This window comes from Mucilaginibacter ginsenosidivorax (assembly GCF_007971525.1).
GTDB classification, from domain to species: domain Bacteria; phylum Bacteroidota; class Bacteroidia; order Sphingobacteriales; family Sphingobacteriaceae; genus Mucilaginibacter; species Mucilaginibacter ginsenosidivorax.
The window spans coordinates 6,388,800-6,412,022 of the sequence record NZ_CP042437.1; the positions used below are offsets into that span (position 1 = coordinate 6,388,800).

General features: G+C 41.2%; 22 protein-coding genes and 2 tRNA genes. 12 read left to right on the forward strand and 12 right to left on the reverse strand.

Annotated features, from left to right (window positions below; translation table 11 throughout):
- The first annotated feature begins 215 nt into the window (after positions 1 to 215).
- The 7 genes from FSB76_RS26580 (at position 216) to FSB76_RS26610 (ending at position 6,874) form a co-directional block, all read left to right on the forward strand.
- Positions 216 to 2,045, forward strand: a complete 1,830-nt coding sequence (locus FSB76_RS26580) for a type IV secretory system conjugative DNA transfer family protein (RefSeq protein ID WP_225976322.1) — start codon at positions 216 to 218, stop codon at positions 2,043 to 2,045.
- Between the two features lie 44 nt (positions 2,046 to 2,089).
- The gene (locus tag FSB76_RS26585) at positions 2,090 to 2,329 is read left to right on the forward strand and encodes a hypothetical protein (protein ID WP_147058846.1); all 240 of its coding nucleotides are present in this window, start codon (positions 2,090 to 2,092) and stop codon (positions 2,327 to 2,329) included.
- 3 nt (positions 2,330 to 2,332) lie between these two features.
- A complete protein-coding gene (locus FSB76_RS26590) occupies positions 2,333 to 3,439 on the forward strand; it encodes a hypothetical protein (RefSeq protein WP_147058847.1) in 1,107 nt (368 codons plus the stop codon).
- 53 nt (positions 3,440 to 3,492) lie between these two features.
- The gene (locus FSB76_RS26595; protein WP_147058849.1) at positions 3,493 to 3,951 is read left to right on the forward strand and encodes a hypothetical protein; all 459 of its coding nucleotides are present in this window, start codon (positions 3,493 to 3,495) and stop codon (positions 3,949 to 3,951) included.
- Positions 3,952 to 4,378: 427 nt separating this feature from the next.
- Positions 4,379 to 5,572 (forward strand): tyrosine-type recombinase/integrase, encoded by a 1,194-nt coding sequence (locus FSB76_RS26600; protein WP_158642993.1) that lies wholly within the window; start codon positions 4,379 to 4,381, stop codon positions 5,570 to 5,572.
- Positions 5,573 to 5,706: 134 nt separating this feature from the next.
- The gene (locus FSB76_RS26605; RefSeq protein WP_147058853.1) at positions 5,707 to 5,913 is read left to right on the forward strand and encodes a helix-turn-helix domain-containing protein; all 207 of its coding nucleotides are present in this window, start codon (positions 5,707 to 5,709) and stop codon (positions 5,911 to 5,913) included.
- Between the two features lie 55 nt (positions 5,914 to 5,968).
- Positions 5,969 to 6,874 carry a toprim domain-containing protein gene (locus FSB76_RS26610; protein ID WP_147058855.1) on the forward strand — a complete coding sequence of 302 codons (906 nt, stop codon included), beginning with the start codon at positions 5,969 to 5,971 and terminating at the stop codon, positions 6,872 to 6,874.
- A gap of 123 nt (positions 6,875 to 6,997) precedes the next feature.
- Here the strand turns inward: FSB76_RS26610 and FSB76_RS26615 are convergent, their stop codons facing one another.
- From FSB76_RS26615 to FSB76_RS26645, 7 genes are all read right to left on the reverse strand, one after another.
- The gene (locus FSB76_RS26615; protein ID WP_147058857.1) at positions 6,998 to 8,020 is read right to left on the reverse strand and encodes an HNH endonuclease; all 1,023 of its coding nucleotides are present in this window, start codon (positions 8,018 to 8,020) and stop codon (positions 6,998 to 7,000) included.
- 2 nt (positions 8,021 to 8,022) lie between these two features.
- Complete coding sequence (locus FSB76_RS26620) at positions 8,023 to 8,235, reverse strand: hypothetical protein (RefSeq protein WP_147058859.1); 213 nt, start codon at positions 8,233 to 8,235, stop codon at positions 8,023 to 8,025.
- 4 nt (positions 8,236 to 8,239) lie between these two features.
- A complete protein-coding gene (locus tag FSB76_RS26625) occupies positions 8,240 to 8,455 on the reverse strand; it encodes a hypothetical protein (protein ID WP_147058861.1) in 216 nt (71 codons plus the stop codon).
- A gap of 3 nt (positions 8,456 to 8,458) precedes the next feature.
- Positions 8,459 to 8,722 (reverse strand): helix-turn-helix domain-containing protein, encoded by a 264-nt coding sequence (locus FSB76_RS26630; RefSeq protein ID WP_147058863.1) that lies wholly within the window; start codon positions 8,720 to 8,722, stop codon positions 8,459 to 8,461.
- 160 nt (positions 8,723 to 8,882) lie between these two features.
- Positions 8,883 to 8,967 (reverse strand) — tRNA-Leu (locus FSB76_RS26635).
- 51 nt (positions 8,968 to 9,018) lie between these two features.
- Positions 9,019 to 9,091 (reverse strand) — tRNA-Gly (locus FSB76_RS26640).
- A gap of 112 nt (positions 9,092 to 9,203) precedes the next feature.
- Positions 9,204 to 9,686 (reverse strand): regulatory protein RecX, encoded by a 483-nt coding sequence (locus FSB76_RS26645; protein ID WP_147058865.1) that lies wholly within the window; start codon positions 9,684 to 9,686, stop codon positions 9,204 to 9,206.
- A gap of 61 nt (positions 9,687 to 9,747) precedes the next feature.
- On the opposite strand from FSB76_RS26645, the gene FSB76_RS26650 reads away from it, so the two are divergent.
- Entirely contained in the window at positions 9,748 to 12,213 is a 2,466-nt protein-coding gene (locus FSB76_RS26650; RefSeq protein ID WP_147058867.1) for a bifunctional UDP-N-acetylmuramoyl-tripeptide:D-alanyl-D-alanine ligase/alanine racemase, read from the forward strand.
- Positions 12,214 to 12,228: 15 nt separating this feature from the next.
- The gene (locus FSB76_RS26655) at positions 12,229 to 12,822 is read left to right on the forward strand and encodes a DUF502 domain-containing protein (RefSeq protein ID WP_147058869.1); all 594 of its coding nucleotides are present in this window, start codon (positions 12,229 to 12,231) and stop codon (positions 12,820 to 12,822) included.
- A 318-nt stretch (positions 12,823 to 13,140) separates the two neighbouring features.
- On the opposite strand, the gene FSB76_RS26660 is transcribed toward FSB76_RS26655, so the two are convergent.
- The 3 genes from FSB76_RS26660 to FSB76_RS26670 form a co-directional block, all read right to left on the reverse strand.
- Entirely contained in the window at positions 13,141 to 14,388 is a 1,248-nt protein-coding gene (locus FSB76_RS26660) for a TCR/Tet family MFS transporter (RefSeq protein WP_147058871.1), read from the reverse strand.
- Between the two features lie 81 nt (positions 14,389 to 14,469).
- On the reverse strand, positions 14,470 to 14,988 hold the full coding sequence (locus FSB76_RS26665) for a 3'-5' exonuclease family protein (RefSeq protein ID WP_147058873.1): 519 nt from the start codon (positions 14,986 to 14,988) through the stop codon (positions 14,470 to 14,472).
- Positions 14,989 to 15,057: 69 nt separating this feature from the next.
- Positions 15,058 to 16,278, reverse strand: coding sequence for a TCR/Tet family MFS transporter (locus tag FSB76_RS26670; RefSeq protein WP_147058875.1), 1,221 nt, complete (start codon positions 16,276 to 16,278; stop codon positions 15,058 to 15,060).
- 193 nt (positions 16,279 to 16,471) lie between these two features.
- Between FSB76_RS26670 and FSB76_RS26675 the strand changes: the two genes are divergently transcribed.
- Positions 16,472 to 17,656 (forward strand): DUF1624 domain-containing protein, encoded by a 1,185-nt coding sequence (locus FSB76_RS26675; protein ID WP_147058877.1) that lies wholly within the window; start codon positions 16,472 to 16,474, stop codon positions 17,654 to 17,656.
- A gap of 114 nt (positions 17,657 to 17,770) precedes the next feature.
- A complete protein-coding gene (locus FSB76_RS26680; RefSeq protein WP_147058879.1) occupies positions 17,771 to 19,723 on the forward strand; it encodes a redoxin domain-containing protein in 1,953 nt (650 codons plus the stop codon).
- Between the two features lie 268 nt (positions 19,724 to 19,991).
- Here the strand turns inward: FSB76_RS26680 and FSB76_RS26685 are convergent, their stop codons facing one another.
- Both FSB76_RS26685 and FSB76_RS26690 read right to left on the reverse strand, forming a co-directional pair.
- On the reverse strand, positions 19,992 to 20,699 hold the full coding sequence (locus FSB76_RS26685; RefSeq protein ID WP_147058881.1) for an LOG family protein: 708 nt from the start codon (positions 20,697 to 20,699) through the stop codon (positions 19,992 to 19,994).
- Between the two features lie 99 nt (positions 20,700 to 20,798).
- The gene (locus FSB76_RS26690; protein ID WP_147058883.1) at positions 20,799 to 22,301 is read right to left on the reverse strand and encodes a sodium:solute symporter; all 1,503 of its coding nucleotides are present in this window, start codon (positions 22,299 to 22,301) and stop codon (positions 20,799 to 20,801) included.
- 302 nt (positions 22,302 to 22,603) lie between these two features.
- Here FSB76_RS26690 and recR point away from each other — a divergent pair, with 302 nt between their 5' ends.
- Positions 22,604 to 23,221, forward strand: a complete 618-nt coding sequence (gene recR / locus FSB76_RS26695; protein ID WP_147058885.1) for a recombination mediator RecR — start codon at positions 22,604 to 22,606, stop codon at positions 23,219 to 23,221.
- The last annotated feature ends 2 nt before the right edge of the window (positions 23,222 to 23,223 follow it).

The following is a 23,223-nucleotide window of genomic DNA, read 5'->3' on the forward strand; positions in this document are numbered from 1 at the left end:
TGCAAGATGGTTTGTACGGAAAAAACCAACGGTTTTTGTAGCTACAAACCACATCTTGCAACTTACGAATAATATACTGGATATCAGGCTGTTTTCATGGAAATCTGGGTTTGTAAATAACAAACAAGATTAGTGAACCTGAAAAAATAAATATGAATTACTGTTGCTAATAATAAATGATTTTCCGACTTTCAGAAAATCAAACCTGCAACCTTATGAATGAAAAAGAACCTAACCCTAAAACCAACTTATCAAACGAACTTCCTAATAAGTTTAGCCTCCCTGTACAATCTTCATCATTCAGTCAAAGTTTTTTAATCTCCCGTGAAGATTTTAAAAAGCTTATTGCTGTTGAAATAGGCCCCGAAACCAAAAACAGATTCACCATGTTAATGGTGGGCATATCACTTACGGCGATTTCATTAGGAGGAGCGTTAATTGGTTATGTCCGCGCCTATAATCGATTTTTCAAAGACAAAGATTTAGCGCCAGTCTTATACCTGAACAATCCGATTATCAGAGTTGCGATGATTACTGGCGGTGTCATCGCATGGCTTGTTGTTCTGTTATTTATCGTGTGTCTGAGTTTTTTAGCTTCAAATAGTGGTTTCACACCTAAACTCATAACGATTTATATCATCGTAAATTCCGTTACCTCAATTTTTGTTCTTAGTGTGTTCATGTTTTGGCAATCTCGCATCAGTAGCACCATGATTGAGAGTAAAAAATTTGGATCGGCCCGCTTTGCCCGTGAACATGAATTGACCACATTACAAAACCAAAGCGGTTTTTACATCGGACAAGGTCATAAATTTCATTATAAAGGCCATATCCTGACTGTAGCGGGAACAAGGGGCGGCAAAGGAACTAATCTTATCATTCCTAATTTGTTAGGCGCTGGCGGCCTTGAAACCAGTTGGATCGTTATTGACCCAAAAGGGGAAAACGCAGCCATAACAGCACGGTATCAGCGGGAAATCGGCCAAAATGTTATTATCCTAAATCCCTGGGATTTACTTGCTGCCAATGTTGGGACGGCACAAAGTTACAATCCGCTCGATATGCTGGCGATTGAATCCCTGCATTTGGTAGATGATATTCAAGTGATCGCTGAAATGATTGTCCCTGTTAGTCATGATGAAAAAAACAGCTTTTGGACGGACTCCGCGCGTACCATTGTTTCAGGATTGCTGTTGCATATTGTTACTTCGCAACCCAAAGAACTACATACATTAACCACATTGTGGGAATGGGTGAGATATCAGGCGGATGATTGGGACAAAATCATTCAGGATATGGCCGTTAATGACCATGCTTTGCACAAAGGCACCATTAAAAATGCTGGGTTGGAAATATTAAAATTACAATCCGCCGGTGAGGATACGTTTGGCGGGATAATATCATCGGTATTACAGGCAACGGATTTCCTGAAATCGCCGGCTTTACAACAATCCTTAAAAACCGGGTTTGATCCTAAAATACTGGTAGATGGTAAAACAACCGTCTACGTCATTATTCCGGCTGATAAGCTTAAAAGTCATTATAGATGGTTGCGTCTGGTTGTTACCAGTATGATGCGGGCAGTCATCAGGAAACCGGATAAACGGGTTACTTTTCTATTAGATGAATTTGCCGCCCTGGGCTATTTGCCTGAAATCGAAACGGCGTTAAGTACTTATGCCGGATATAACGTTACCGTGTGGCCGATCTTGCAATCCTTGATACAGCTACATAATCTTTATAAAAATAACTGGGAAACGTTTATTGCGAACTGTACTGTGCGGCAGTATTTTACAATAAATGATAATTTTTCGGCGGAATATATTAGTAAAGCTATTGGGGAAACGTCGAATTTGATCGTTTCCAAAGATGCTGACCCAAAAGCTAACGCCCGGCGTTTAGTTACTCCTGATGAATTGAGGCGGGAATCCGGTAAAAAGATATTCATGTTTATTAGCGATCTGCCGCCGACTTATGTTGACAAATTGCCCTATTATTTGTTGGTTGATTTGAAAGGTAAAGCAGATAGAAACCCTTATATCTAATCGAGGAATAATTTTTTAACTTTACATCTTACAGTACATCAAGCATGATAAAGACAATAACTATTGAAACAGGAATGTCAGAAATGAGCCCTTTAGAGGCCCATAAAATATCTGCGATTGATGCAAAGGTAAATCATCTTTCCATTCAATTATTGCACGACTATGTATTAAATAAAGAGGCGTTAACTATAGCTGACGTATCGAAGGTAGAAGAGCATATAATCAACTGTGATAGTTGTAAGTTTCAAATAGACACTTTTCAAAAGGATGAACACAAACCTTAGATAATGAAAGACACCGTATTGCATTTGGGTTGCGATGCAACAGGTCTTGTTTCCATCATCCGGCATTTCTACCACACGATTAACTTAGAAATCTTTTTAATAAATGACGATACGACTTTTAGCGACGATGCAAAAGTGTTGTATTGGTCTAACCTCAAGAGGCAGCGTTACTATGAATTAGCGCCAGAGCTTGGATTTCATTATAAAATTTTTGATAAGGTCTTTTTTAGCAACGTTGTAGATATTTTTGAATTAGAAAAATTAGCGAAGATTTATGAGAAGAGCAGTATTGTACATTTTGTTATAAGTAATAACAAAGCTCAACTCATCGACAACTTAGATACAGTAGCGCATATTTTAAGTGGAAAAAAAACGAAATCGTCATCAGGAGCATTTATTGTTTATCTTGTGAATAGCTACAACTCTGATGAATTTAAAGATTTATTGAGCCGCCGATATCCCGAAATTAATTTGGACAAGATAAGTATTATAGAATGTCTTACAGATGTCCTCTGTAGTATTCCTCATGAAACTTTTAAAAGATGTATTGTTGCTTCTGAGAATAGGAATATATTAATACAGTTGAACAAATACGATGTAAGGAAAATAAAATTAGACAATTGCAGAGAAACGGTCGAATTTCTTTTTAACAGAAAAAGTAGTGTGATTAAAAACATTAGCACTTTGCGAAATAAATTCAATCTCTGTCGTTGTTTAATGCTTCTACTCTCAATTTATGCAGCAGACGTCGGCCATATGTATATTTTTGGATATCTGAAATTCATTCCAAGCGCCCGCTTGGTAGCAGAAAGGTTAATTGCTGAACTTACATATATAATTTTGGTTGATCCAAAGTTGGATAATGTTGCTCGTCGAGACTTGGAGAGCTATTTTGTTAGGCTCGAAAATTATGGAGGTAATGTACTAGAAATATTGCCTGCATCAAAAATTGAACTTCTGGAAATCAAGGATTTTCTTTACGAAACTCTAAATCCCGGGATTAAAAATTTTTATGAACAAGACGACCTTTGGCGTTATAGCATAAGTGAATTTGAGTACATTCCTTACGCGTTAAAACTTCTTAATGACCAAATCAAACTTTGGAGATAACTATAAAGTTAGTCGTCCAGAATCTCTTTTCAAAATCTTAGATTGGTTTATATTTGATTGATGTTTTACAAAATGGCAGTATAAAAACAGGGGCAACAATGTTTATCAATCTTGGAAAATACATGCGTATTTGTCATCGATTTCCCGCTGTAGCAACAGTGGTGCTTTTTCTTGTATGCATTCATTCAACAAACTGTTTTAGTGGTCAACTAGAGCCAATCAAAATAGATTTGAAAGTTTTTAGTACTTATTTCAATTTGTCAGATAACAGTGATAGCGTTGATGATTATGTTGCAAAATATTCAAAGAAAATTGTACAATTAACGCCATCGCAGTTAAACGAAATAGTTATCAATAGCCAAGGCGATTATCAAAAAGCAAAAGCGTTACTTATGCTTACTGTGCTTAATTTAAATCATAACATCACAGACACCAGTGTTAGCAAAAATTATTACGATCTCTATTATCATGATTTAAGCAGCGATCTTTGGATTACCTTACTGTTGAAATAGAATAACCAAACTGCTCTATTATTGCATAATCTATAATAACATGCCGTTCCATGTTCGATAACTTACATAAACTGCTCTTCCAAAAAATCATGTTTTGGTTATATTGAGATTAGCTAAAATGTCTTTAGCCGCTGTTTATATCCATGATGAACCACAGTTGAACGAACAAAAACAAAGGATTTCTTACTCCATTAAGTGATTGATTTAACAATTATAAAATCAACCGGATATTCATTATATTTTCTTTGAGAGAAGGCTGATTGAGTAATTGACACATGTTTACGAAGTTTGATCCTCGTTAATTGTGCTTAATAAATCAAGAATTTAAAACGATCAGGAGAATTTATCGCTATTGTCACTAATAGCCCGGTTTTACTCGTCAACGATGAACCATGGTGTAACCGCTCAACCAGAGAAAGGTACAACAATGACAACTGCAATAAATTTCACCAAAACTGTTTTGGACTTAATCCCACGCCCGACCAATGGCAAGAGAACATACCATTATGATAGCCAAGTAAGAGGCTTAGCCTTCGTTATTCAAACCAGCGGGGCTACATCCTTTTACTTAGTTAAAAAAATAGAGGGGCGAAGCGCCAAAATTCTTCTTGGTAAATACCCGGATTTGTCGGTGGAAAATGCCAGAAAAAAAGCAAAGATATTACTCGGACAAATTGCAATGGGGGAAAATCCCCAAGCGGAGCGACAGCGCCGCCGAAACGAGCAAACGTTTAAAGAGCTTTTTGAAGAGTATATGACCCGCTATAGCAAGCTTTACAAAAAAACGTGGCTTTCAGATCAGCAAGATATAAGCCGACTTTGTACGAAGTTATTTCACAAAAAGATCTCTGCGATTGATAAAAATGATATTCAGCGTCTATGGGAAACGATTTCTGCGGAAAACGGCAAACACATGGCTAATACCATACTAAGACGTGTGAAAGCTGTGTTTAATAAAGCGATAGAGTGGGGTTGGCAAGGTACAAATCCAGCAGCAGGCATTAAGAAGCATAAAGAAAAGTCCCGTGACCGCTTCATCCAGCCCGGAGAGATGCCTCATCTTATCCAAGCAATTAAAGATCAGAATGATGATACCTTACGGGATTATTTTTTGATCCTGTTGCTGACTGGTGCGCGTAGAACCAATACAGTAATGATGCGTTGGGATCAGCTTAATTGGGAAATGGCTGAATGGCGCATTCCTGATACTAAAAATGGCGACCCTGTAATCGTGCCTCTTACTGAAACAGCTTTGACACTGTTGCGCAACCGCTTGCAAGCTTCATCCTCGATATGGGTTTTTCCGCATAAAACAAAGCCTGAAAAGCATATATTAAATCTTGAATTAAAATGGAGAGCAATAAAGGCGCAAGCCACTGCTTATCTACAGGAACAAAAAGAATATGCCACATCGACTTTAATGGATGTTCGTATTCATGATCTGCGCCGCACATTTGGTAGCTATCAGGCTTTGTCAGGAACCAGCTTGCAAATTATTGGCAAGAGCCTTGGGCATAGATCGACACATTCAACGCAGATTTATGCCAGGCTAAATATGGATGCGGTACGCGCATCCGTTAATAAAGCAACTGACATGATGTTGGCTTTGCAATCAGCATAACAATGCATCGTTGATAAATCAGGATAGCGGCCCAGCAAGGTCGCTATCTCTGACATAATAAAAACTGCCTTGACAATAGGACTAAATTCCTCTATAGTGCGCCCCCTTTTTTTACCACCAACCAAGGACAATGAATGATTGAAAAGCTAAATCCTGACCCATTACTAACCCGAAAAGAAGCCGCCCGTTATCTTGATATGGCACCCAATACCCTGGCTGTATGGGCCTGCACCAAGCGTTACAACCTTAATCCGATTAAAATCGGTCGATCCGTTCGGTATCGCCGTTCTGAACTGGACAGATTTCTTGACCAGTCACTTGTTGTTATTCAACCAAGTTAACCCAGCCTCCACCAATAATTTTGCCATTCCAATAAAATTTTTACGGAGATTGCTCATGAATATTGAACAAGCTAAATGCATTCCTATGTCTTCAATTCTGGAAAAAATCAATTGTCATCCTGTCAAATATTCAGAAAAAGAGGCCTGGTATCGTTCGCCGTTAAGGCAAGAGAAAACAGCGAGTTTTCAGGTACTCTATAAAACTAACCGTTGGCATGATTTCGGAGAGGGCATAGGCGGCGATACAATTGATTTTGTCCGTGCCTACCTCAACCTATGTGAAGTTAATGATTCTATTCCCGATGCGCTGCGTTGGATTAATAACATGGTGGGCAATACGGCTTATATTGCCTTTGTGCCACATGATGTTGCAGGGAATACGGAAACGGATAAATCGCTTATCCGTAATTCAGTTGAACCAATAAAGCATAGAGGGCTTATCAATTATATCGAGAGGCGCGGGATTGATTTTAAACTTGCAAAAAGTCATCTGAAACAACTCTCCCTGACAAACAAAAAAACGGATAAGAAATTTTATGCACTTGGCCTTAAAAATGAGGAAAACGGATATGAAATACGCAATCCTTATTTCAAGGGCTGTGCTGGCAAGAAGCATATAACATTTATCCGTGGCACTAAACCTAAACCTGACGATATACATTTGTTTGAGGGGATGTTTGATTATCTCACTTACCTGACGATAAAAAAACAACATGAACATGATGTCATTATTTTAAACTCGCTGTCCTGTCTGAAATTTGCCACGCCATATATCAAGGGGTACGGTTATAAAAAAGCTGCTACATGGCTTGATAATGATCTATCTGGGCAAAAGGCTACAGAAGTATTAGCGGCTTTTTTTAAAACGGAAGATGATCTTATACACAAGCCAATGAATAGCATCTATGAAAATTTCAAAGATGTGAATGCTTGGCACATGCATAATCTCAATTTATCGTGACCCGCTAAGTAAAAAACCGCCCTCGAATGGCGGTTTTTTATTACTAATTTGGATGACGGCTATCTAATTACAAAATATTCCCAAACCGGATGTGGATAATCAAGCCATAATTTCATTACCTAATTAATCCTCATTATAATTAATCGGAAAATAGCTTTCGCTTATTCCATTCCCAAAATGGTAATTCCAATTACTTCTGTCTTCCATCAAATGCCTCAAACCTTTGTAACGAATTTCATCAAAATCGTTTGATGGATATTCAAGTCTAACTGTAGTCCAACTAAAATTGATATCGGGTCCCGTTTCGATCAACAAAACACCTTCGGCTAATCTGAAAGAGGGGAGAACGTTTTTTCTAATTTGTGTACAAATATAATTTGCAGCCTTCGTTAATTCAATGGCTAAATCTTGTACTAAATCTACTTGATATTCGAATATTCTATATAATCTATCATATTCTTTCTCATCCCATTTGCGTAGCTGTTTATAAATTTTTTCAGTTGTATAAAGCGCGTTTTCATCTTCGCCAATTTTTTGAGAGTATTTTATAAACACATTTAGAAATTCATTCAAAATCAATCTGAAGTTTTGAAATGCTAATTCCAAATTTGGATATCGTTTTGGCCAGTGTCTGGCTAACAGATATTCGTTTAAATCCCTAAGTTTTTTGTATCTGCTTACAAATACTTGTGGTTCACCACCACCAAACACGTTCGAGGTCCAACCTTTCCACTCATTGATTCCGGCAAGTTCTATCCATTTATCGATATACATTGCATATACTTCATCATCTTTTTGCCTATCATCATCGGGACTAAGATTTTTTTCTACCCATTCAAGATGGTCGCTTTTTATTTTATGAAGTTTATCGACTGTATATTCAAACGGTTGATCATCGACAACTTTATGATGAATGCTACATAGAAGAACCAAATTGTCGTATTTGTCTCTTTCATCGGCAGTTAACGTAGAATCGCCTCTTGGCCCATCCTGACTACGGGCAACGATATGTGCTTCTTCACCAACCAATGCCGCATCGTCTGTTAGCGTTTCATCTTCATAAAGCACCCTTTTACAACCAGGTATTGCGCAACGATTACCGGAACGCCCCCATAGCATTTTATGTGTTCTAATACTTATTGCCATTGTTATCGCTGCCAGCCTTGTCCATAAGAACCTTTTTCACGAAGCCATTCTGTACCACATTCATTACATGTGTAATAATATTCATTAACGTCACCAAACATAGATTTAAAAGGTTTTTCCTTTGTTAGTTTAAGGTCACCATGCGGCTGGGTATGACGACTTGCACCAACAAGTTTATTACATTCTTCACACATTGTTTTATGAATATTTGTCATTTTATTATCGTTTGTGAGTTTTTATTTGGCTCCGCTCTTTAATTTCCTGCTGCTGATGGATAATCTTTTCCCGTTCCAGTTGTTTGGCTCCCTGTGCCATAGCATTCATAATCTCGCTATCATTTTTGGTTGAAAGAAGTTTTTCAACCATAGCGGGATCAATCTTCTGCATGGTATAACCAGCATTAAAAGCCTCTGCGATTTGTTCGTCTGTTGCCATGATCTAACTTTTACGGGCGTGTTTATTTAAATATTCGCGAATGCTATCAATGTTATAAAGGATCACTTTTTTGGATGGTTGGGAGATTTCTATCTCGCCAGTATCGCGTAACTCTTGAAGTTTGGTCGTTTTTACGCCAAGTATTTCCATGGCCTTATCAGGCAATATCCATTTTTCTTCTTTGATATTATGCAGGCTTTTAATGTACTCATATGATCTCTTGAGTAAATCAAAGTAGGCATCCTCACTTATGCAGATAACATCCATCTCGTGATTTGGTTAAGTTATCAACAAAGTTATGAGAATAATTGAGGGAACAAAATTGATTGGTCTAACATCCTGCAAATGTTCGACCAATGTTAGACCAGAAATTTTGGGCAACAAAAAAGCGATTAGTGTCTTTCACCTAATCGCTTGATTTTCAAGGTACTCAGAGCGGGAATCGAACCCGCACTCCGTTTACGGGAACAGGATTTTAAGTCCTGCGTGTCTACCAGTTCCACCATCTGAGCAGGTGATTAACCTTCAAAAATAAAACCCTTCTTTTTGATGGAAGGGCTTTGAGCGAAAGACGAGATTCGAACTCGCGACCCCGACCTTGGCAAGGTCGTGCTCTACCAACTGAGCTACTTTCGCATTGGTATTCTCCTGCTTTAAGTAAGCTGTGTGCCTATCTCGTTTGCGGGAGTGCAAATATAGACAGAATTGGATGTTCTGCAAGGGAAAATTTCACTTTTTTTAAAATAGTTTATAAGTGGTTGACTTTCAAAACATCTGTAATCAGGTCTGCCTCGTACCCGCGCCCCATAGCGTACTGTTGTAGCTTATAACGGCGCTTCAGGTCATTTTTTTCGCTTATGGTGCCTGCTTTTTTTTCCAATAGCCTGGTTAAGGCTGTAAAATAATCATCGGCATCAATGGTTAACAGCGCTTTTTTTATCAGTACATCGGGCACGCGTTTCTGTTTAAGGCCTTGTTTTATTTTTATGCGGCCCCATGCTTTCTGGCTAAACTTGCCTTTGGCGTAGGCTTTGGCAAAGCGCTCTTCGTTTAAAAAGTTGCCTTGTATCAGTTCGCTTATTACCTGCTCAATGGCATCGGGCCATAAGCCCCAATCATAAAGCTTGTCGCGCACCTCTTGTTGCGATCGTTCCTGGTAGGCGCAATAACTTTCGGCCTTGGCCAGGGCTATTTTAGGGTCGGTTATTTTAATTTTTTTAGGGCCATCCATTGGCTGTCAAAATTCGTCAAAAAATATGCTATAGTTAAATTAATATGCCCAAATTCGTACCATGCTTAACAACCAGTACCAGATAACCGAAGTTAAACAGATCATTAATGCGGGTGGCAACATTGTAAAAGAATACATCATCTGCGCGCTGTTTACCGATAGCCGCCGCTTAAATAATGCTGCCGAAGGTTTGTTTTTTGCCCTGAGCGGCAGGCGTAACGGGCACGAGTTTGTTGCCGGCGCTTATGCAGCAGGCGTACGTAATTTTGTGGTAGAGTATGGCCCCGAATTTAACTTACCCGAAGCCAATTTTTTAATAGTGGCCGATCCTCTTGCGGCGTTGCAGGCTTTAGCGGCCTATCACCGTGACCGGTTTAACCTGCAGGTAATTGGCATAACAGGTAGTAATGGTAAAACCATTGTAAAGGAATGGCTATACCAGCTGCTTGCAGCCGATAAAAATATTGTTCGTAACCCTAAAAGTTATAACTCGCAAATAGGGGTACCGCTTTCGGTTTGGCAAATAAACAGCCGTAATGATATGGGCATTTTTGAAGCCGGTATATCAACCATTAATGAAATGGAAAAGCTGGAGGCTATTATTAAGCCCCAGGTAGGCGTGCTTACCCACATAGGTACCGCGCATGACGAAGGTTTTGCCAGCAAGAGAGAGAAGGTGTTGGAGAAGTTTAAATTATTTAAAAACAGCCAAAAACTGATTTGCAATTACGATTTGCTGATAGATTTTAGAGCAGATGTGCCGGCCAAAGAAACGTTTACCTGGAGCCGCAAATTTAGCCAGGCCCACTTGTATGTTTTTAGCGGCACGGTGATCGCCAAAAATTATTACCTGCGTGCTTATTACCAAAAACAGGAAATTGAATGCCTGGTGCCCTTTACCGACGAAGCATCGATAGAAAATGCTATTGTTTGCTGGGCAACTATGCTGGCCCTTGGATATAGCGCTGTTGAGGCTGATAAACGTATTGAACGCCTGGTGCCGGTGAGCATGCGCCTTGAATTAAAAAATGGCATAAACAATTGTTCGGTGATTGACGACTCTTACAACTCCGATCTGCAATCATTGGAGATAGCGCTCAACTTTTTAGGCCAGCAAAATCAACATCAGAAAAAAACATTGATTCTGTCGGATATCTACCAGTCGGGGCTTCCCCAGGATGTGCTTTATCAGCAGGTAGCCGATTTGGTAACCGGTAAAAAGGTAGATAAATTCATAGGCGTTGGCGATGCCCTGTTAAGCCACCGGGAATACTTCAACGTAGCGGAACATCATTTTTTTAATGATACTGCCGCCATGCTGCAGCACCTGAAGCAGCTTGACTTTAAAGATGAAACCATCCTGATCAAAGGCTCGCGTAGTTTTGAATTTGAACGTATAAGCCGCGCGCTGGCCCAAAAGGCCCACGAAACAATTTTAGAGATCAACCTGAATACCTTATTGAGTAATCTTGATTTTTATAAATCTAAACTGAAACCCGGCGTAAAGGTGATGGCCATGGTGAAGGCCTTCAGTTATGGAAGCGGCACTTTTGAGGTAGCCAATATGCTGCAATACAATAAGGTAGATTACCTGGCGGTTGCCTATATTGATGAGGGGGCCGCGTTAAGGCAGGCAGGTATTAACCTGCCTATCATGGTGCTGAACCCAGAAGCATCGGCATTTGATAAGCTGACAGAGTACAAACTGGAGCCGGTAATTTATAGTTTTGGTTTGCTGGATGATTTTGTGAATTATGCGAAGGGGCGCAACATATCAAGCTATCGTGTAAACATCAAAATAGACACAGGGATGCACAGGCTGGGCTTCGAAAATCACGAAATTGATACCCTGTGCGATATGCTGGAGGCAAACCGATTCGTTCGTGTTCAATCTGTTTTTTCGCACCTGGCAGCAAGTGAGGCCAGTAAACATGATGAGTTTACCAAAACACAGATAAAGCGTTTTGAAAAAGCATTTACGGAGATTGAACGCTCATTGGGTTATACCGTTATTAAACACCTGTGCAATACGGCGGGGATCATCCGGTGGCCATCGGCGCAATATGATATGGTGCGGCTGGGTATTGGCTTATACGGCATTGATTCGGCAGTACCTGCATCAAACAGGGCGCTGCAGCCCATTGCCAGCTTAAAAACAAGTGTGGCACAGGTAAAAAAAATAAAAGCAGGAGAAACCATCAGTTATAGCCGTAGCGGTAAACTGGCCAAAGACGGCAAAATTGCCACCGTACGTATTGGTTATGCCGATGGTTATTTGCGGGCATTTGGCAATGGTGTAGGCAAAATGCTGGTAAAAGGAACCCTGGTACCAACGGTGGGTAACATCACCATGGATATGTGTATGCTGGATGTAAGCGGCCTTGACGTAAACGAGGGCGACGAGGTAGTTATATTTGACGAACAGCACCAGCGGATTGAGGAGTTGGCCGCCCAGATAGGCACCATTCCCTATGAAATATTAACTAATGTTTCACAGCGGGTAAAAAGGGTGTATTTTTACGAGTAGAAATTTTAGGGGCTTATGAACAATTTTGCGCGGGTTTTAATCAGGTATTTTGCAAAAGGGCTGTTGGTAGTAGTACCTATAGGCGCGGCAATTTTTTTGATGTACTGGGGCGTATCAACAATTGATAAAGCGCTGAATTTAAGTGACCTGCTGGTTGATAAAACTGGCAAGCATCTTTATATCCCAGGCCTTGGGATATTAAACGTGATTGTGGTGATCATGATAGCGGGTATTTTAGTTACCAATGTAATAACCGACCCGATAAAACGCTGGTTTAAGCGCTGGTTTAACCGTTTACCCATCTTCGCGTTCTTGTATTCATCTATAAAAGACCTTACCGAGGCTTTTGTTGGCGAGGAAAAAAAGTTTAACGAACCGGTTTTGGTAGAGGTAAATGAGTTTGGGCTGAAAAAAATTGGGTTTCTTGTTCAAAAAGATCTCGCTGTTTTAGGACTGCCCGGCGAAGTTGCCGTGTATTTTCCTTACTCATACTCGTTTGCCGGGCAGGTTATTATCATAGATGCCGGTAAAGTAAAGCCCATTGATAAAAGCGCTGCCGATATGATGAAATTTGTAATATCGGGCGGCGTAAGCGGTTTAGATCATTAACGTTGCATCGATCCTGAAATGACAAATAGGATTTAGCCGAAAGCGCTATGTTCTAAGTCAAAGGATGACAAATTCCGACTTTGAACTTACAGGGCAAACGCATCTAAATATTTCGCAATACCAACAGCAGGCACCAATAACCGTATACGCTTAAATCGAGTAACACATCAGTTTTATGTTAACCATGTAAAAACGGCAAATTATTGATTGTTAGGTATTTATAAATGATATTGCTTAAAATGTGTTAAGTTATGTTAACCCAATTTACATTGGTTTGCCCTGCTAAAACTTTCAACTAACTGCTCAGGGTATATCACATTAAACTGCTTTTGCTTTTTTGGGAACGGGTACCTTTTTAAAACTTTTTACGGCCAGGAAAGTACTGGTGAGCATTAGTACCGCACCCAATATATAAGGTGCACCCGGGAAATAAGCAGTGGTATCTTTATGTGTAAACAAGTGGAAAACCGAACTCATCAGCAGCGGGCCTATAATAACGGCCACACTGGTTAAGCTGGTTAAAGAGCCTTGCAGTTCGCCCTGTTCTTTTGCCGATACTGTACCGGTAATTAACCCTTGTAAGGCTGGTCCCGAAATTCCGCCCAGGCAGTAAGGCACCATATAAACATAAACCATCCAGCCGTGGCTGGCAAAGGCAATAAGCACCAGGCCAAGGGCGTAAAACAACAGGCCTGCCACAATATTTTTTTCCTGGCCGAACTTAGGGATGGTATACCTGATAAGGCCGCCCTGTATAGCAACCAGCACAACACCAATAAACACCCCCAGGTAACCAATACTGATTTGGCTCCACTGAAACTTTTCAATTAAAAAGAAGGCCAGAACATATTCTACAGCCTTTTGGGCCACATAAACCAGCGCGAATGCACCAACCAGGCCACCAAGGGCAGGATAGCGGTTAAGGCTGCGTAATGAGCTTATTGGGTTCGATTTTTTCCAGTCAAATTTACGGCGGTTTTCAGGCGCTAATGATTCTGGGAGTACAAAGTAGCCGTATGCCGCATTAACCAGGGCAAAGGCAGCTGCAGCCATAAATGGCAGCCTCACACTAATCTCGCCCAGGAAGCTACCCATAGCCAGGCCTACAATAAAACCCACACCCGATGCAGCGCCTACCAGTCCAAAATTTGCCGCGCGGTTTTTGCCGGTGCTTACATCGGCAATGTAGGCTGTTGCTGTACTGGTGCTGGCGCCGGTGATGCCAGCTATAACGCGGCCAACAAAAAGCCAGGCTATGGTAGGGGCAAAGGCCATAAAAATATAATCTATCCCAAAACCAAGTAATGAACTAAGCAGGATGGGCCGGCGGCCGTACCTATCGCTAAGGTTACCTACAACCGACGAGAAAAGGAATTGCATGGAAGCGTAGGTGAAAGTTAAGTAACCACTGTACTGCGCGGCGGTGCTTACATCAACATGCCCCAGGTTTTCGAGCAGTTTGGGCATTACCGGGATAGTAACCGCTAAACCAAGCACATCAATAAACAGCGTAACAAATATAAAGCCCAGCGCTGCCGACTGCTTCTTTTGAGGTTTTTTAGTCATTAATTTGATAAAGGTTTATTCGCTGTAAAAGTTTTGAAGATATTAATTTTGGCGAATATATAACCTATCCTTTTATTTTATCTATAATTTGATCTTTAATTCGTGTTCGCGTTTTAAGGTGAGCAAGGCCTCGGCGTTTCCTTTTGCATCGTCAACCGGGTGATGGGTATGTGCTGTTTTGCGCAGGTGTTTAAAGTTTTTGAACATATCTTTAACCATGCCTTTATACAGGCTGCCCAGGTTTTGCGAACTGAATCCAAACGGGTTTTTACCTGTAAAGTGATGGAAATACCAGCAGATGAACATCCAATCGAACCCGTTATTGTCGCTAATGAAAATGGGCTGATCTTTACAAACAGTTTTTATCCAGGTTGCAAAATTGGCCATAACCGTAGCCGGGTCGTCGAATGATAAAACCTCTTCGCGCGTATGGCCCGAAACAGCCAGGGCTTCGGGAATATAATTTTCAGATATCGATTTTAGTTGTCCGTAAAAAGTTTTGTCGAGGCCATACTGTACAAGCACAGCGCCGAAAGAGATCATAGAAAAGCCGCCCGGAATTGGGCCATCACTTTCTATATCTACCATAATATAAGCCATTGTTGTTTATTAATAATACAATAGTGAGACGGAAAATTAAGGCCGTAAAATGATATCGCCAGCTTGTTTTTACTTCTTTTTAAAACTCCTGATAGCCAGCAATGCAGCCAAAAGCATCAGTATGGCCCCCAAAATAAACGGAGCTCCGGGTAAATACAGGTGGTTTTTGAAATTGGTAAAATAGTAAAACAAGGTGGTCATTATCCATGGGCCAAATATCGAGCTTAAACTCATGAGGCTGGTTAGGCCGCCTTGTAGTTCGCCCTGCTCATTGGCGGGTACCTGGTTACTCATCAAGCCCTGTAAAGCGGGACCCGCAATACCGCCCAGGGCATAAGGAATCATAAAAGCAAACATCATCCAGGTATGGGTGGCAATTGCAAATAGTATCAACCCGGTGCTGTACAGCAAAAGGCCCATCCATATACTGCGTTCCAAACCCAGCTTGGGTAATGTTACCCGTATTAAGCCACCCTGAACCATGGCTATCATCAAGCCAATAAACCCTAATGAATAGCCTACTATATCTTCGCTCCAATTAAATTTCAGGATGGTATAAAACGTCCATACGCTTTGTACAGATTGTGCAGCAAAATACACCAGGAACAACGAAGCGGCGAGGCCAATTACTGATGGATATTTTTTGAGCTGTAATAATGACCCCAATGGATTGGCGCGTTTCCAGTCAAAGGGTCGGCGGTGGTCTAACGACAGCGACTCTGGCAAGATAAAGAAGCCATAAGCTGCATTTAATAAGGCCAAGCCAGCGGCCGCAAAAAATGGATAATGAACATTCCATTTTCCTAAAATACCGCCCAGCACCGGGCCAATAATAAAGCCGATGCCGAAAGCAACCCCTATCATCCCGAAGTTTTGTGCGCGTTTTTCGGGAGTGCTGATATCAGCGATATAAGCAGAAGCGGTTGTAAAACTTGCGCCCGTTATACCAGCTATAGTGCGGCCAACAAACAGCCAGCCTACTGATGGTGCAAATGCGAGGAATAGATAATCGACGCCGAATCCTAACAGGGATGATAATAACACCGGCCGGCGGCCATATTTATCGCTCAGGTTGCCAATCACCGGCGAAAACAGGAATTGCATTACCGAATAGGCCAGCAGCATAAGCCCCGAATATAACGATGCCTGGCTAACGGTGCCATGTATTAATTTCTCTATCAGTTTAGGCATTACGGGTATAATGATACCAAAGCCGATAACATCTATCAGCATGGTAACAAAAATAAAGCCCAATGCGGCCTGTGGCTTAAGTTTGGCAGGTTTATCCATAAACCGCAAAATAATGATAAAATGTTATCGGCGGATATTAACTTTAAAAATCATTTGAATGTCTAAAATCGTTGCCTCATTGTTTTTTACTCCGAAAATTTAAAAAAAATAGGCAATTTGCAGCGTAATATCCATCAAAAGCAACCTAAAGCCCGATAACCCAACAGATCGGCCTGAACACTTAACAATTGAAATGGCAACAACACTTAAAAACAGGATAACATCGATTGATTTTCTTCGTGGCACCATCATGATCATTATGGCGCTTGACCACGTGCGCGATTACCTGTATAAAGGCTCGTTTTTATTTGATCCGCTTGATTTAGATAAAACATCCGGTGTGTTGTTTTTTACCCGTTGGATAACCCATTTTTGCGCGCCCATTTTCATGCTGCTGGCAGGCACCTCGGCATTTTTAATGAGCCGCAAGAAAACAAAGAATGAGCTATCTGTTTTCCTGGTAAAACGTGGCCTTTGGTTGGTGTTCCTGGAGCTGGTGGTAGTCAATTTCGGCTGGAACTTTAATATCGCCTTCCCGATGTTGCTGTTTATAACCATATGGGCCCTGGGGATAAGTATGATTGTACTTGCGGCACTAATCCATTTGCCTAAAACCGCTATTCTTGTTCTTAGCCTTGCAGTTATATTCGGCCATAATTTATTGGATGGCGTGCATGTGGCCGGTAATAATATAGCCGGTTTTGGCTGGGCTTTTCTTCATGATCAGCGTCCGTTTTTCTGGGGACATGAAATACTTTTAGTAGGTTATCCTATAATTCCGCTGGTTGCAATTATGCCATTAGGCTATTGCCTGGGGCAATTGTTTACCCCGGAATACAGCGTGGAAAAACGCAGGAAAACTTTATTTATAATGGGTGCCGCTTCCCTGGTATTATTTGTAGTGATCAGGTATCTTAACGTATACGGCGATCCTGTTAAATGGACTGTACAGAAGGATGCGTTTTTTACCTTCCTTTCGTTTATCAAAGTCAATAAATATCCACCTTCGTTGTTGTATATTTTATTAACAGTGGGTTCAGCTTTGCTATTCCTGGCCTTTACAGAAAAGCTACAGAATACCGTGGTTAGGGTAGTATCTGTGTACGGAAGGGTACCTATGTTTTACTATCTTATCCATATCTACATTATTCACCTTATAGCCCTTGTTGCATCCGCCCTTACGCCAGGACAAAACTGGAAAATCTGGATACTTGATCAGCCAATATGGTTTACCACATCGCTTAAAGGCTACGGGTTTTCGTTGCCGGTTGCGTACCTGGTTTGGATAGTTATTGTTGTAGGCCTGTATCCGTTGTGCAAACGGTATGATACATACAAACAGGCGCATAAAGAAAAATGGTGGCTGAGTTATTTATAGTCAACATTATAAGTGTAATTTGATACTATAATGAATGTTACTTGTAGTTAATAAATGTTAACCGCTTCTTTTTTGGTAAATAATAGTATTATTTTAGGGGTAAAATAATTACCTATGAAATATCGCAAACTGCTGCTGGTTTTGCCTGCCATACTGGCGCTGCAAAACATTTATGCGCAAAACAGTCACCTTACTTTATCGGCCCGGTTTCCCGCAGTCGCCGAGAAAATAAAATTAACCTATAACCCTGCCGGGACGCCGGTTGACGGGAAGAAGGATATCGCAGCCGAAGTTTATTTTATTGATGGCAAGGATAACCCTGTTGCCGATGTAACCCTAAAAACCAGCGGCGCTTTGCTAACCGGCGATTTTACCGTGCCTGCATCTGCAAAGGCCTTTTTTGTAAAGCTGTACAGTGGCGAGGCTGTTGACAACAATGCCGATAAAGGATACCTGTTTTCTGTTTATCAAAACGGAAAGCCCGTGCAAGGTGCTTATGAAGCCGAAGCGTTTGTTTTAAGCAGCGGCGTTGGCGCGCGATTTGGCGGTATAAAAGCCGATAATGATAAGGCCCTTGAATTGTTTAAAAAAGAAGATGAGGTGTATCCTAAAGGCGAGCGTCTTTTTAATATCCAATATTATTCTATACTGGCTAAGAAAAAAGATCCGCAAACTGTTGTTTTGGTAAACGCCAAAATAAAAACGCTGGAGAAAAGCGATGACGAGAAAGACCTGGTGCTGGCGACAAACATGCTCAACTGGACAAAGCAGTCGGCATCGGCCGATTCGATGGTGGCAGTGATCAAAAAACGATTCCCCGAAGGTACAACAGCAAAAAATGACGCTGCCGTAGAGGTTTACAAAATAGCCGATCTGGGCAAAAAGGATTCGGCTTACAATGCCTATATCGCCAAATATCCGCCCAGGCCAGAAGATAAAATTCCGGCGCTTGATTTTGTAAGAACTCAGTTGGCCTCCGGTTATCTTAAAAAAGGAGATATGGAATCCTTTAACAAGTATGCCGCACTTGTGAAAAACAAAACTGTTTTGGCACAAGAGTATAATAATACTGCTTACGAGTGGGGCAAGGCCGGTGATAAACTGGGCGAAGCAGAAAAATTATCCAAACGATCATTAGATATCATGGCCGAAGGGGTGAAGAACCCCGTAGCCGGGGCTTATGCATCGCCAAAAGCTGTGGCTAAACGTAGCCAGGAATCATATGATAATTATGCAGATACCTACGCCTTTATTTTATACAAGGAGAAGAAGTACGATGAAGCCTACAAATATCAAAAAGCAGTGTATGCAACCAACACCTATAATGATCCCGAAATAAATGAGCATTACGTGTTGATACTGAATGCCCTTGGTAAATATGCCGAATCGCAACAAGTAATTGAAGGCGCTTTAAAAGCCGGCAAGGGATCAGATGTTTTAAAAAATGAGTTAAAAACCGATTATATGAAGTTGAAAGGCAGCCAGGCAGGTTACGATGAATACCTTGCTTCCCTTATCAATTTTGCCCGGAATAAAAAACGTGTCGAACTGGCCAAACAAATGATTAACCAGCCCGCATTACCCTTTGCTTTAAAAGATTTTGAAGGCAACACCGTATCACTGGCCAGCCTGAAAGGCAAAGTGGTTATTGTTGATTTTTGGGCAACCTGGTGCGGCCCTTGTAAAGCATCGTTCCCTGGTATGCAAACTGCTGTAAATAATTTTAAGGACGATGCAGATGTGAAATTTTTATTTGTTGATACATGGGAAAACGGCGATAACTATGCCGACGGTGTAAAGAAATTTATTGCTGATAAAAAGTACAGTTTTTATGTGCTGATGGACGAAAAAGGGGCCGATGGCCGCCAATCAAAGGTGGTATCGCAATTTGGGGTTGATGGTATCCCTACCAAGTTTATTATCGACAAAAATGGTAATATCCGCTTTAAAGTTGTTGGATTTGACGGCTCGACTGATGGATTGGTTGATGAAGTTACCGCCATGATTGATATGGCTAAAGAGCCTGCAGCTGCTGCAAGTGTAGTGACTAAGGAAAGTATGAAGTAGGATTCTTAGACTTACGAGGAATAAGCAATCTTTAAGTGACTAAATACAAAATGCCACCTTGTTTAGGGTGGCATTTTGTATTTTACCCGGTTGTCATTTCGAACGAATCAGAGGTGGATTTAAGCGTTGGGGTGAGGAGAAATCCTATACACACTGCATCACGACAAGTCCATTGGAATGCAGTGTGTATAGGATTTCTCCTCGCACCCCGCTTTTTCCCTGCACCTGCTCGTTCGAAATGACATTTAGTCTAATGATTAATATATCCTTAAAAATTCGGCTTCAACACATATTTGTTGTAGAAACGGGTAATATGATCAACTGCCTCTTCGGCGGTATCAACTACGCGGTAAAGCATCAGGTCATCTGGGTTGATGTTGTGCTGATCGGCCAGCATTTTTTCTTCTATCCAGCTAAACAAGCCTTTCCAGTAATCAACACCCACAAAAATAATAGGGAACCGCGCAATTTTACCGGTTTGGATCAACGTCATGGCCTCGAAGGACTCATCCATTGTTCCAAAACCGCCGGGCAAAATAATGAAGCCTTGCGAGTATTTCATAAACATCACCTTGCGGATAAAAAAGTAATCAAACTCCATGATCTTATCCCTATCAATATATTTATTGTGGAACTGCTCAAACGGCAGTTCGATATTTAAACCTACCGATTTGCCCCCCGCTTCGTACGCGCCTTTGTTGGCTGCCTCCATGATACCTGGTCCGCCGCCCGATATTACACCATAGCCATGCTCGGTAAGCAGGCGGGCAGCCCCTTCGGCCAATTGGTAATACTTGTTATCGTTATGGGTACGTGCCGATCCGAATATGGATACGCATGGGCCAATTTTGGCCAGTTTTTCAAAGCCGTCAACAAATTCGGCCATTATTTTAAATATCTGCCAGGAATCCGTAACCTTTATTTCCTGCCAGTTTTTGTTTTCAAATGCTTGTCTTATTTTATCATCTCCGGTCATATCCTTTGTTTTAGTAGCCCGGAAGTCCGAAAGTCGGGAAATCCGGAAGTATTGTTAGTACATCAAATTTGTTAATTATGTTTTGTTGTTGATTCTCTTTTACCCAGCTACGACTTTCGGAGTTCCCGAATTCCTGTCTTTCGGACTTGAGCTCAGCAACAAGCCGACAAAGGTAATTAATCCGTTAACAATGATGAGTTCATTGCTAAAAACATATCCACCCAAAAGTGATTTTGATTCGGCATTTAAAAAGTAGCATATAGCGGGCGATGCAACACAAATAAACGGAACCAGCTTGTCCCTTACCTGCCTGTTACTTACAAACAAACCAAAGGAATAAAGCCCCAGCAATGGCCCGTACGTGTACGATGCAACAGTAAATATGGCGCTTACCACCGCATCGTTGTTAATAGCGTTAAATATCACAATGGTTAAAAACATCAGCCCCGAAAAAGCAATATGTACCGTATGGCGTGTGCCTACCTTTTTTTTGCTATTAAGATCGGTGCTTTTGTTAAAGCCTAAAAAATCTACACAAAAAGAGGTTGTAAGCGCTGTAAGCGCCGAATCGGTGGTAGCAAAGGTTGCCGCTGTAAGGCCCAGCATGAAAACCATGGCCGGTACAATGCCCAAATGTTGCAGGGCGATGGTAGGGTACAGGTAGTCGGTTTTATCCACATGGATGCCATATTTGCCGGCATACATCCACAACAGGGCGCCTACGCTTAAAAAGAATATATTGATTACGACAAATACCCCGGTAAAACTGAACATGTTTTTCTGGGCTTCCTTAATGTTTTTAAGGCTCAGGTTTTTTTGCATCAGGTCCTGGTCAAGGCCCACCATGCCAATGGTTATAAATATGCCACCTAAAAACGCTTTGGTAAAATGGAATTTGCTGCTCAGGAAATCATTAAAGAAAAATATTTTGGCATAACTACTGTTTTTAATGGCATCGGCAGCCTCAATAATATTCAGGTGCAGGCTACTGCAAATGAAGTATATAGATAGAAATACCGATAACACAAGGAAAAAAGTTTGCAGGCTATCGGTAATAATAATGGTTTTTAATCCTCCTTTAAACGTGTAAGACCAGATAAGCACTAAACAAATGAGCACTGTAACGGCAAAAGGAATATGGTAACTATCAAAAATAAATTTCTGTAAAACAATAACCACCAGGTACAACCGGAAGGATGAACCGATAACCCTGCTGATGAGGAATATTCCGGCAGCGGTTTTATAGCTCCATGTGCCTAAAGCGCCCTCGATATAACTGTATATTGAGGTAAGTTTTAACCGGTAATAAAGCGGCAGCAATACGGTAGCGATGATGAGAAAGCCGGCGGCGTTGCCCAGCACAAATTGAAAGTAAGAAAACTGATCGCCGGAGGGGGCGCCAACTTTGCCCGGCACCGAAATAAAGGTAACCCCGCTAAGAGCGGTGCCGATCATCCCGAAGGCCACCAGGTACCATTTAGAGTTGCGGTTGGCAACAAAAAAAGTATCATTATCTGAAGCTTTGCGGGATGTAAGCCAGGATATAACCAGCAACACCAAAAAATAACCGATAATAAATGATAATAGTACTCCTGGCGACATAGATGTTTTATTAGTCTGGAAGTTGGGAAGTCCGAAAGTCCGGAAGTAGCTCCGAAAGCCCGGAAAGATCCGTAAAGTCCGAATTGAGTTGCAAAGTACAGAACAAATTAACTATTTACAAACTTTAGTCCGAAAGTCCGGAAGACGGAAAGTCCGCAAGACCGAAAGTGGGAAAAGGCCCTGAAGTCGGAAAGTAAATTGCATAACACAGAAGAAATTCTCAAAATACAAACTTTAATCTTTCGGACTTCCCGACTTTCCGAACTCTCCCAACTTCCCGACTTATTCCTTAACTTCGCAAAATGAATTTTTCGTCCAAATTACTGGAAAATGCTGTAGCCGAATTTGCCAAATTGCCGGGGGTGGGTCAAAAAACCGCTCTGAGGCTGGTGCTGCATTTGCTAAACCAGGATAAACAGGATGTTGAACGATTTAGCAACACTGTGAGCAAGCTGCGTAACGAGATTATGTTTTGCTCGGTTTGCCACAACATATCAGACCATGCCGTATGCGAGATTTGCTCATCGCATAAACGCGACCGCAGCCTTATTTGCGTGGTTGAGGATACCCGCGATGTAATGGCTATTGAAAATACCAACCAGTACAATGGCGTATATCATGTATTGGGTGGCTTAATATCGCCAATGGATGGGGTAGGGCCATCGGATTTGCAGGTTGATACCCTGGTTGAACGCCTGAAGGAAAACGAAGCCAAAGAGATCATTTTTGCCCTTAGCGCTACCATGGAAGGCGATACCACTTTGTTTTATTTAAACAAGCGCATAAAATCTTTCAACATTACCATATCAACCATAGCCCGTGGCATAGCCTTTGGAGGTGAATTGGAGTACGTAGATGAGATCACCCTCGGGCGGTCTATCGCTACACGTGTTCCGTATGAAAATTCATTGTCAAAGTAAGG

Excerpts from the sequence above, each read along its gene's own strand:
- FSB76_RS26645 (WP_147058865.1), bottom strand. The coding sequence starts at position 9,686 with ATGGATGGCCCTAAAAAAATTAAAATAACCGACCCTAAAATAGCCCTG.
- FSB76_RS26580 (WP_225976322.1), top strand. The coding sequence starts at position 216 with ATGAATGAAAAAGAACCTAACCCTAAAACCAACTTATCAAACGAACTT.
- FSB76_RS26590 (WP_147058847.1), top strand. The coding sequence starts at position 2,333 with ATGAAAGACACCGTATTGCATTTGGGTTGCGATGCAACAGGTCTTGTT.
- FSB76_RS26660 (WP_147058871.1), bottom strand. The coding sequence starts at position 14,388 with ATGACTAAAAAACCTCAAAAGAAGCAGTCGGCAGCGCTGGGCTTTATA.
- FSB76_RS26630 (WP_147058863.1), bottom strand. The coding sequence starts at position 8,722 with ATGGATGTTATCTGCATAAGTGAGGATGCCTACTTTGATTTACTCAAG.
- FSB76_RS26625 (WP_147058861.1), bottom strand. The coding sequence starts at position 8,455 with ATGGCAACAGACGAACAAATCGCAGAGGCTTTTAATGCTGGTTATACC.
- recR (WP_147058885.1), top strand. The coding sequence starts at position 22,604 with ATGAATTTTTCGTCCAAATTACTGGAAAATGCTGTAGCCGAATTTGCC.
- FSB76_RS26615 (WP_147058857.1), bottom strand. The coding sequence starts at position 8,020 with ATGGCAATAAGTATTAGAACACATAAAATGCTATGGGGGCGTTCCGGT.
- FSB76_RS26605 (WP_147058853.1), top strand. The coding sequence starts at position 5,707 with ATGATTGAAAAGCTAAATCCTGACCCATTACTAACCCGAAAAGAAGCC.
- FSB76_RS26680 (WP_147058879.1), top strand. The coding sequence starts at position 17,771 with ATGAAATATCGCAAACTGCTGCTGGTTTTGCCTGCCATACTGGCGCTG.
- FSB76_RS26685 (WP_147058881.1), bottom strand. The coding sequence starts at position 20,699 with ATGACCGGAGATGATAAAATAAGACAAGCATTTGAAAACAAAAACTGG.
- FSB76_RS26610 (WP_147058855.1), top strand. The coding sequence starts at position 5,969 with ATGAATATTGAACAAGCTAAATGCATTCCTATGTCTTCAATTCTGGAA.
- FSB76_RS26670 (WP_147058875.1), bottom strand. The coding sequence starts at position 16,278 with ATGGATAAACCTGCCAAACTTAAGCCACAGGCCGCATTGGGCTTTATT.
- FSB76_RS26585 (WP_147058846.1), top strand. The coding sequence starts at position 2,090 with ATGATAAAGACAATAACTATTGAAACAGGAATGTCAGAAATGAGCCCT.
- FSB76_RS26620 (WP_147058859.1), bottom strand. The coding sequence starts at position 8,235 with ATGACAAATATTCATAAAACAATGTGTGAAGAATGTAATAAACTTGTT.
- FSB76_RS26690 (WP_147058883.1), bottom strand. The coding sequence starts at position 22,301 with ATGTCGCCAGGAGTACTATTATCATTTATTATCGGTTATTTTTTGGTG.
- FSB76_RS26655 (WP_147058869.1), top strand. The coding sequence starts at position 12,229 with ATGAACAATTTTGCGCGGGTTTTAATCAGGTATTTTGCAAAAGGGCTG.
- FSB76_RS26675 (WP_147058877.1), top strand. The coding sequence starts at position 16,472 with ATGGCAACAACACTTAAAAACAGGATAACATCGATTGATTTTCTTCGT.
- FSB76_RS26600 (WP_158642993.1), top strand. The coding sequence starts at position 4,379 with ATGACAACTGCAATAAATTTCACCAAAACTGTTTTGGACTTAATCCCA.
- FSB76_RS26665 (WP_147058873.1), bottom strand. The coding sequence starts at position 14,988 with ATGGCTTATATTATGGTAGATATAGAAAGTGATGGCCCAATTCCGGGC.
- FSB76_RS26650 (WP_147058867.1), top strand. The coding sequence starts at position 9,748 with ATGCTTAACAACCAGTACCAGATAACCGAAGTTAAACAGATCATTAAT.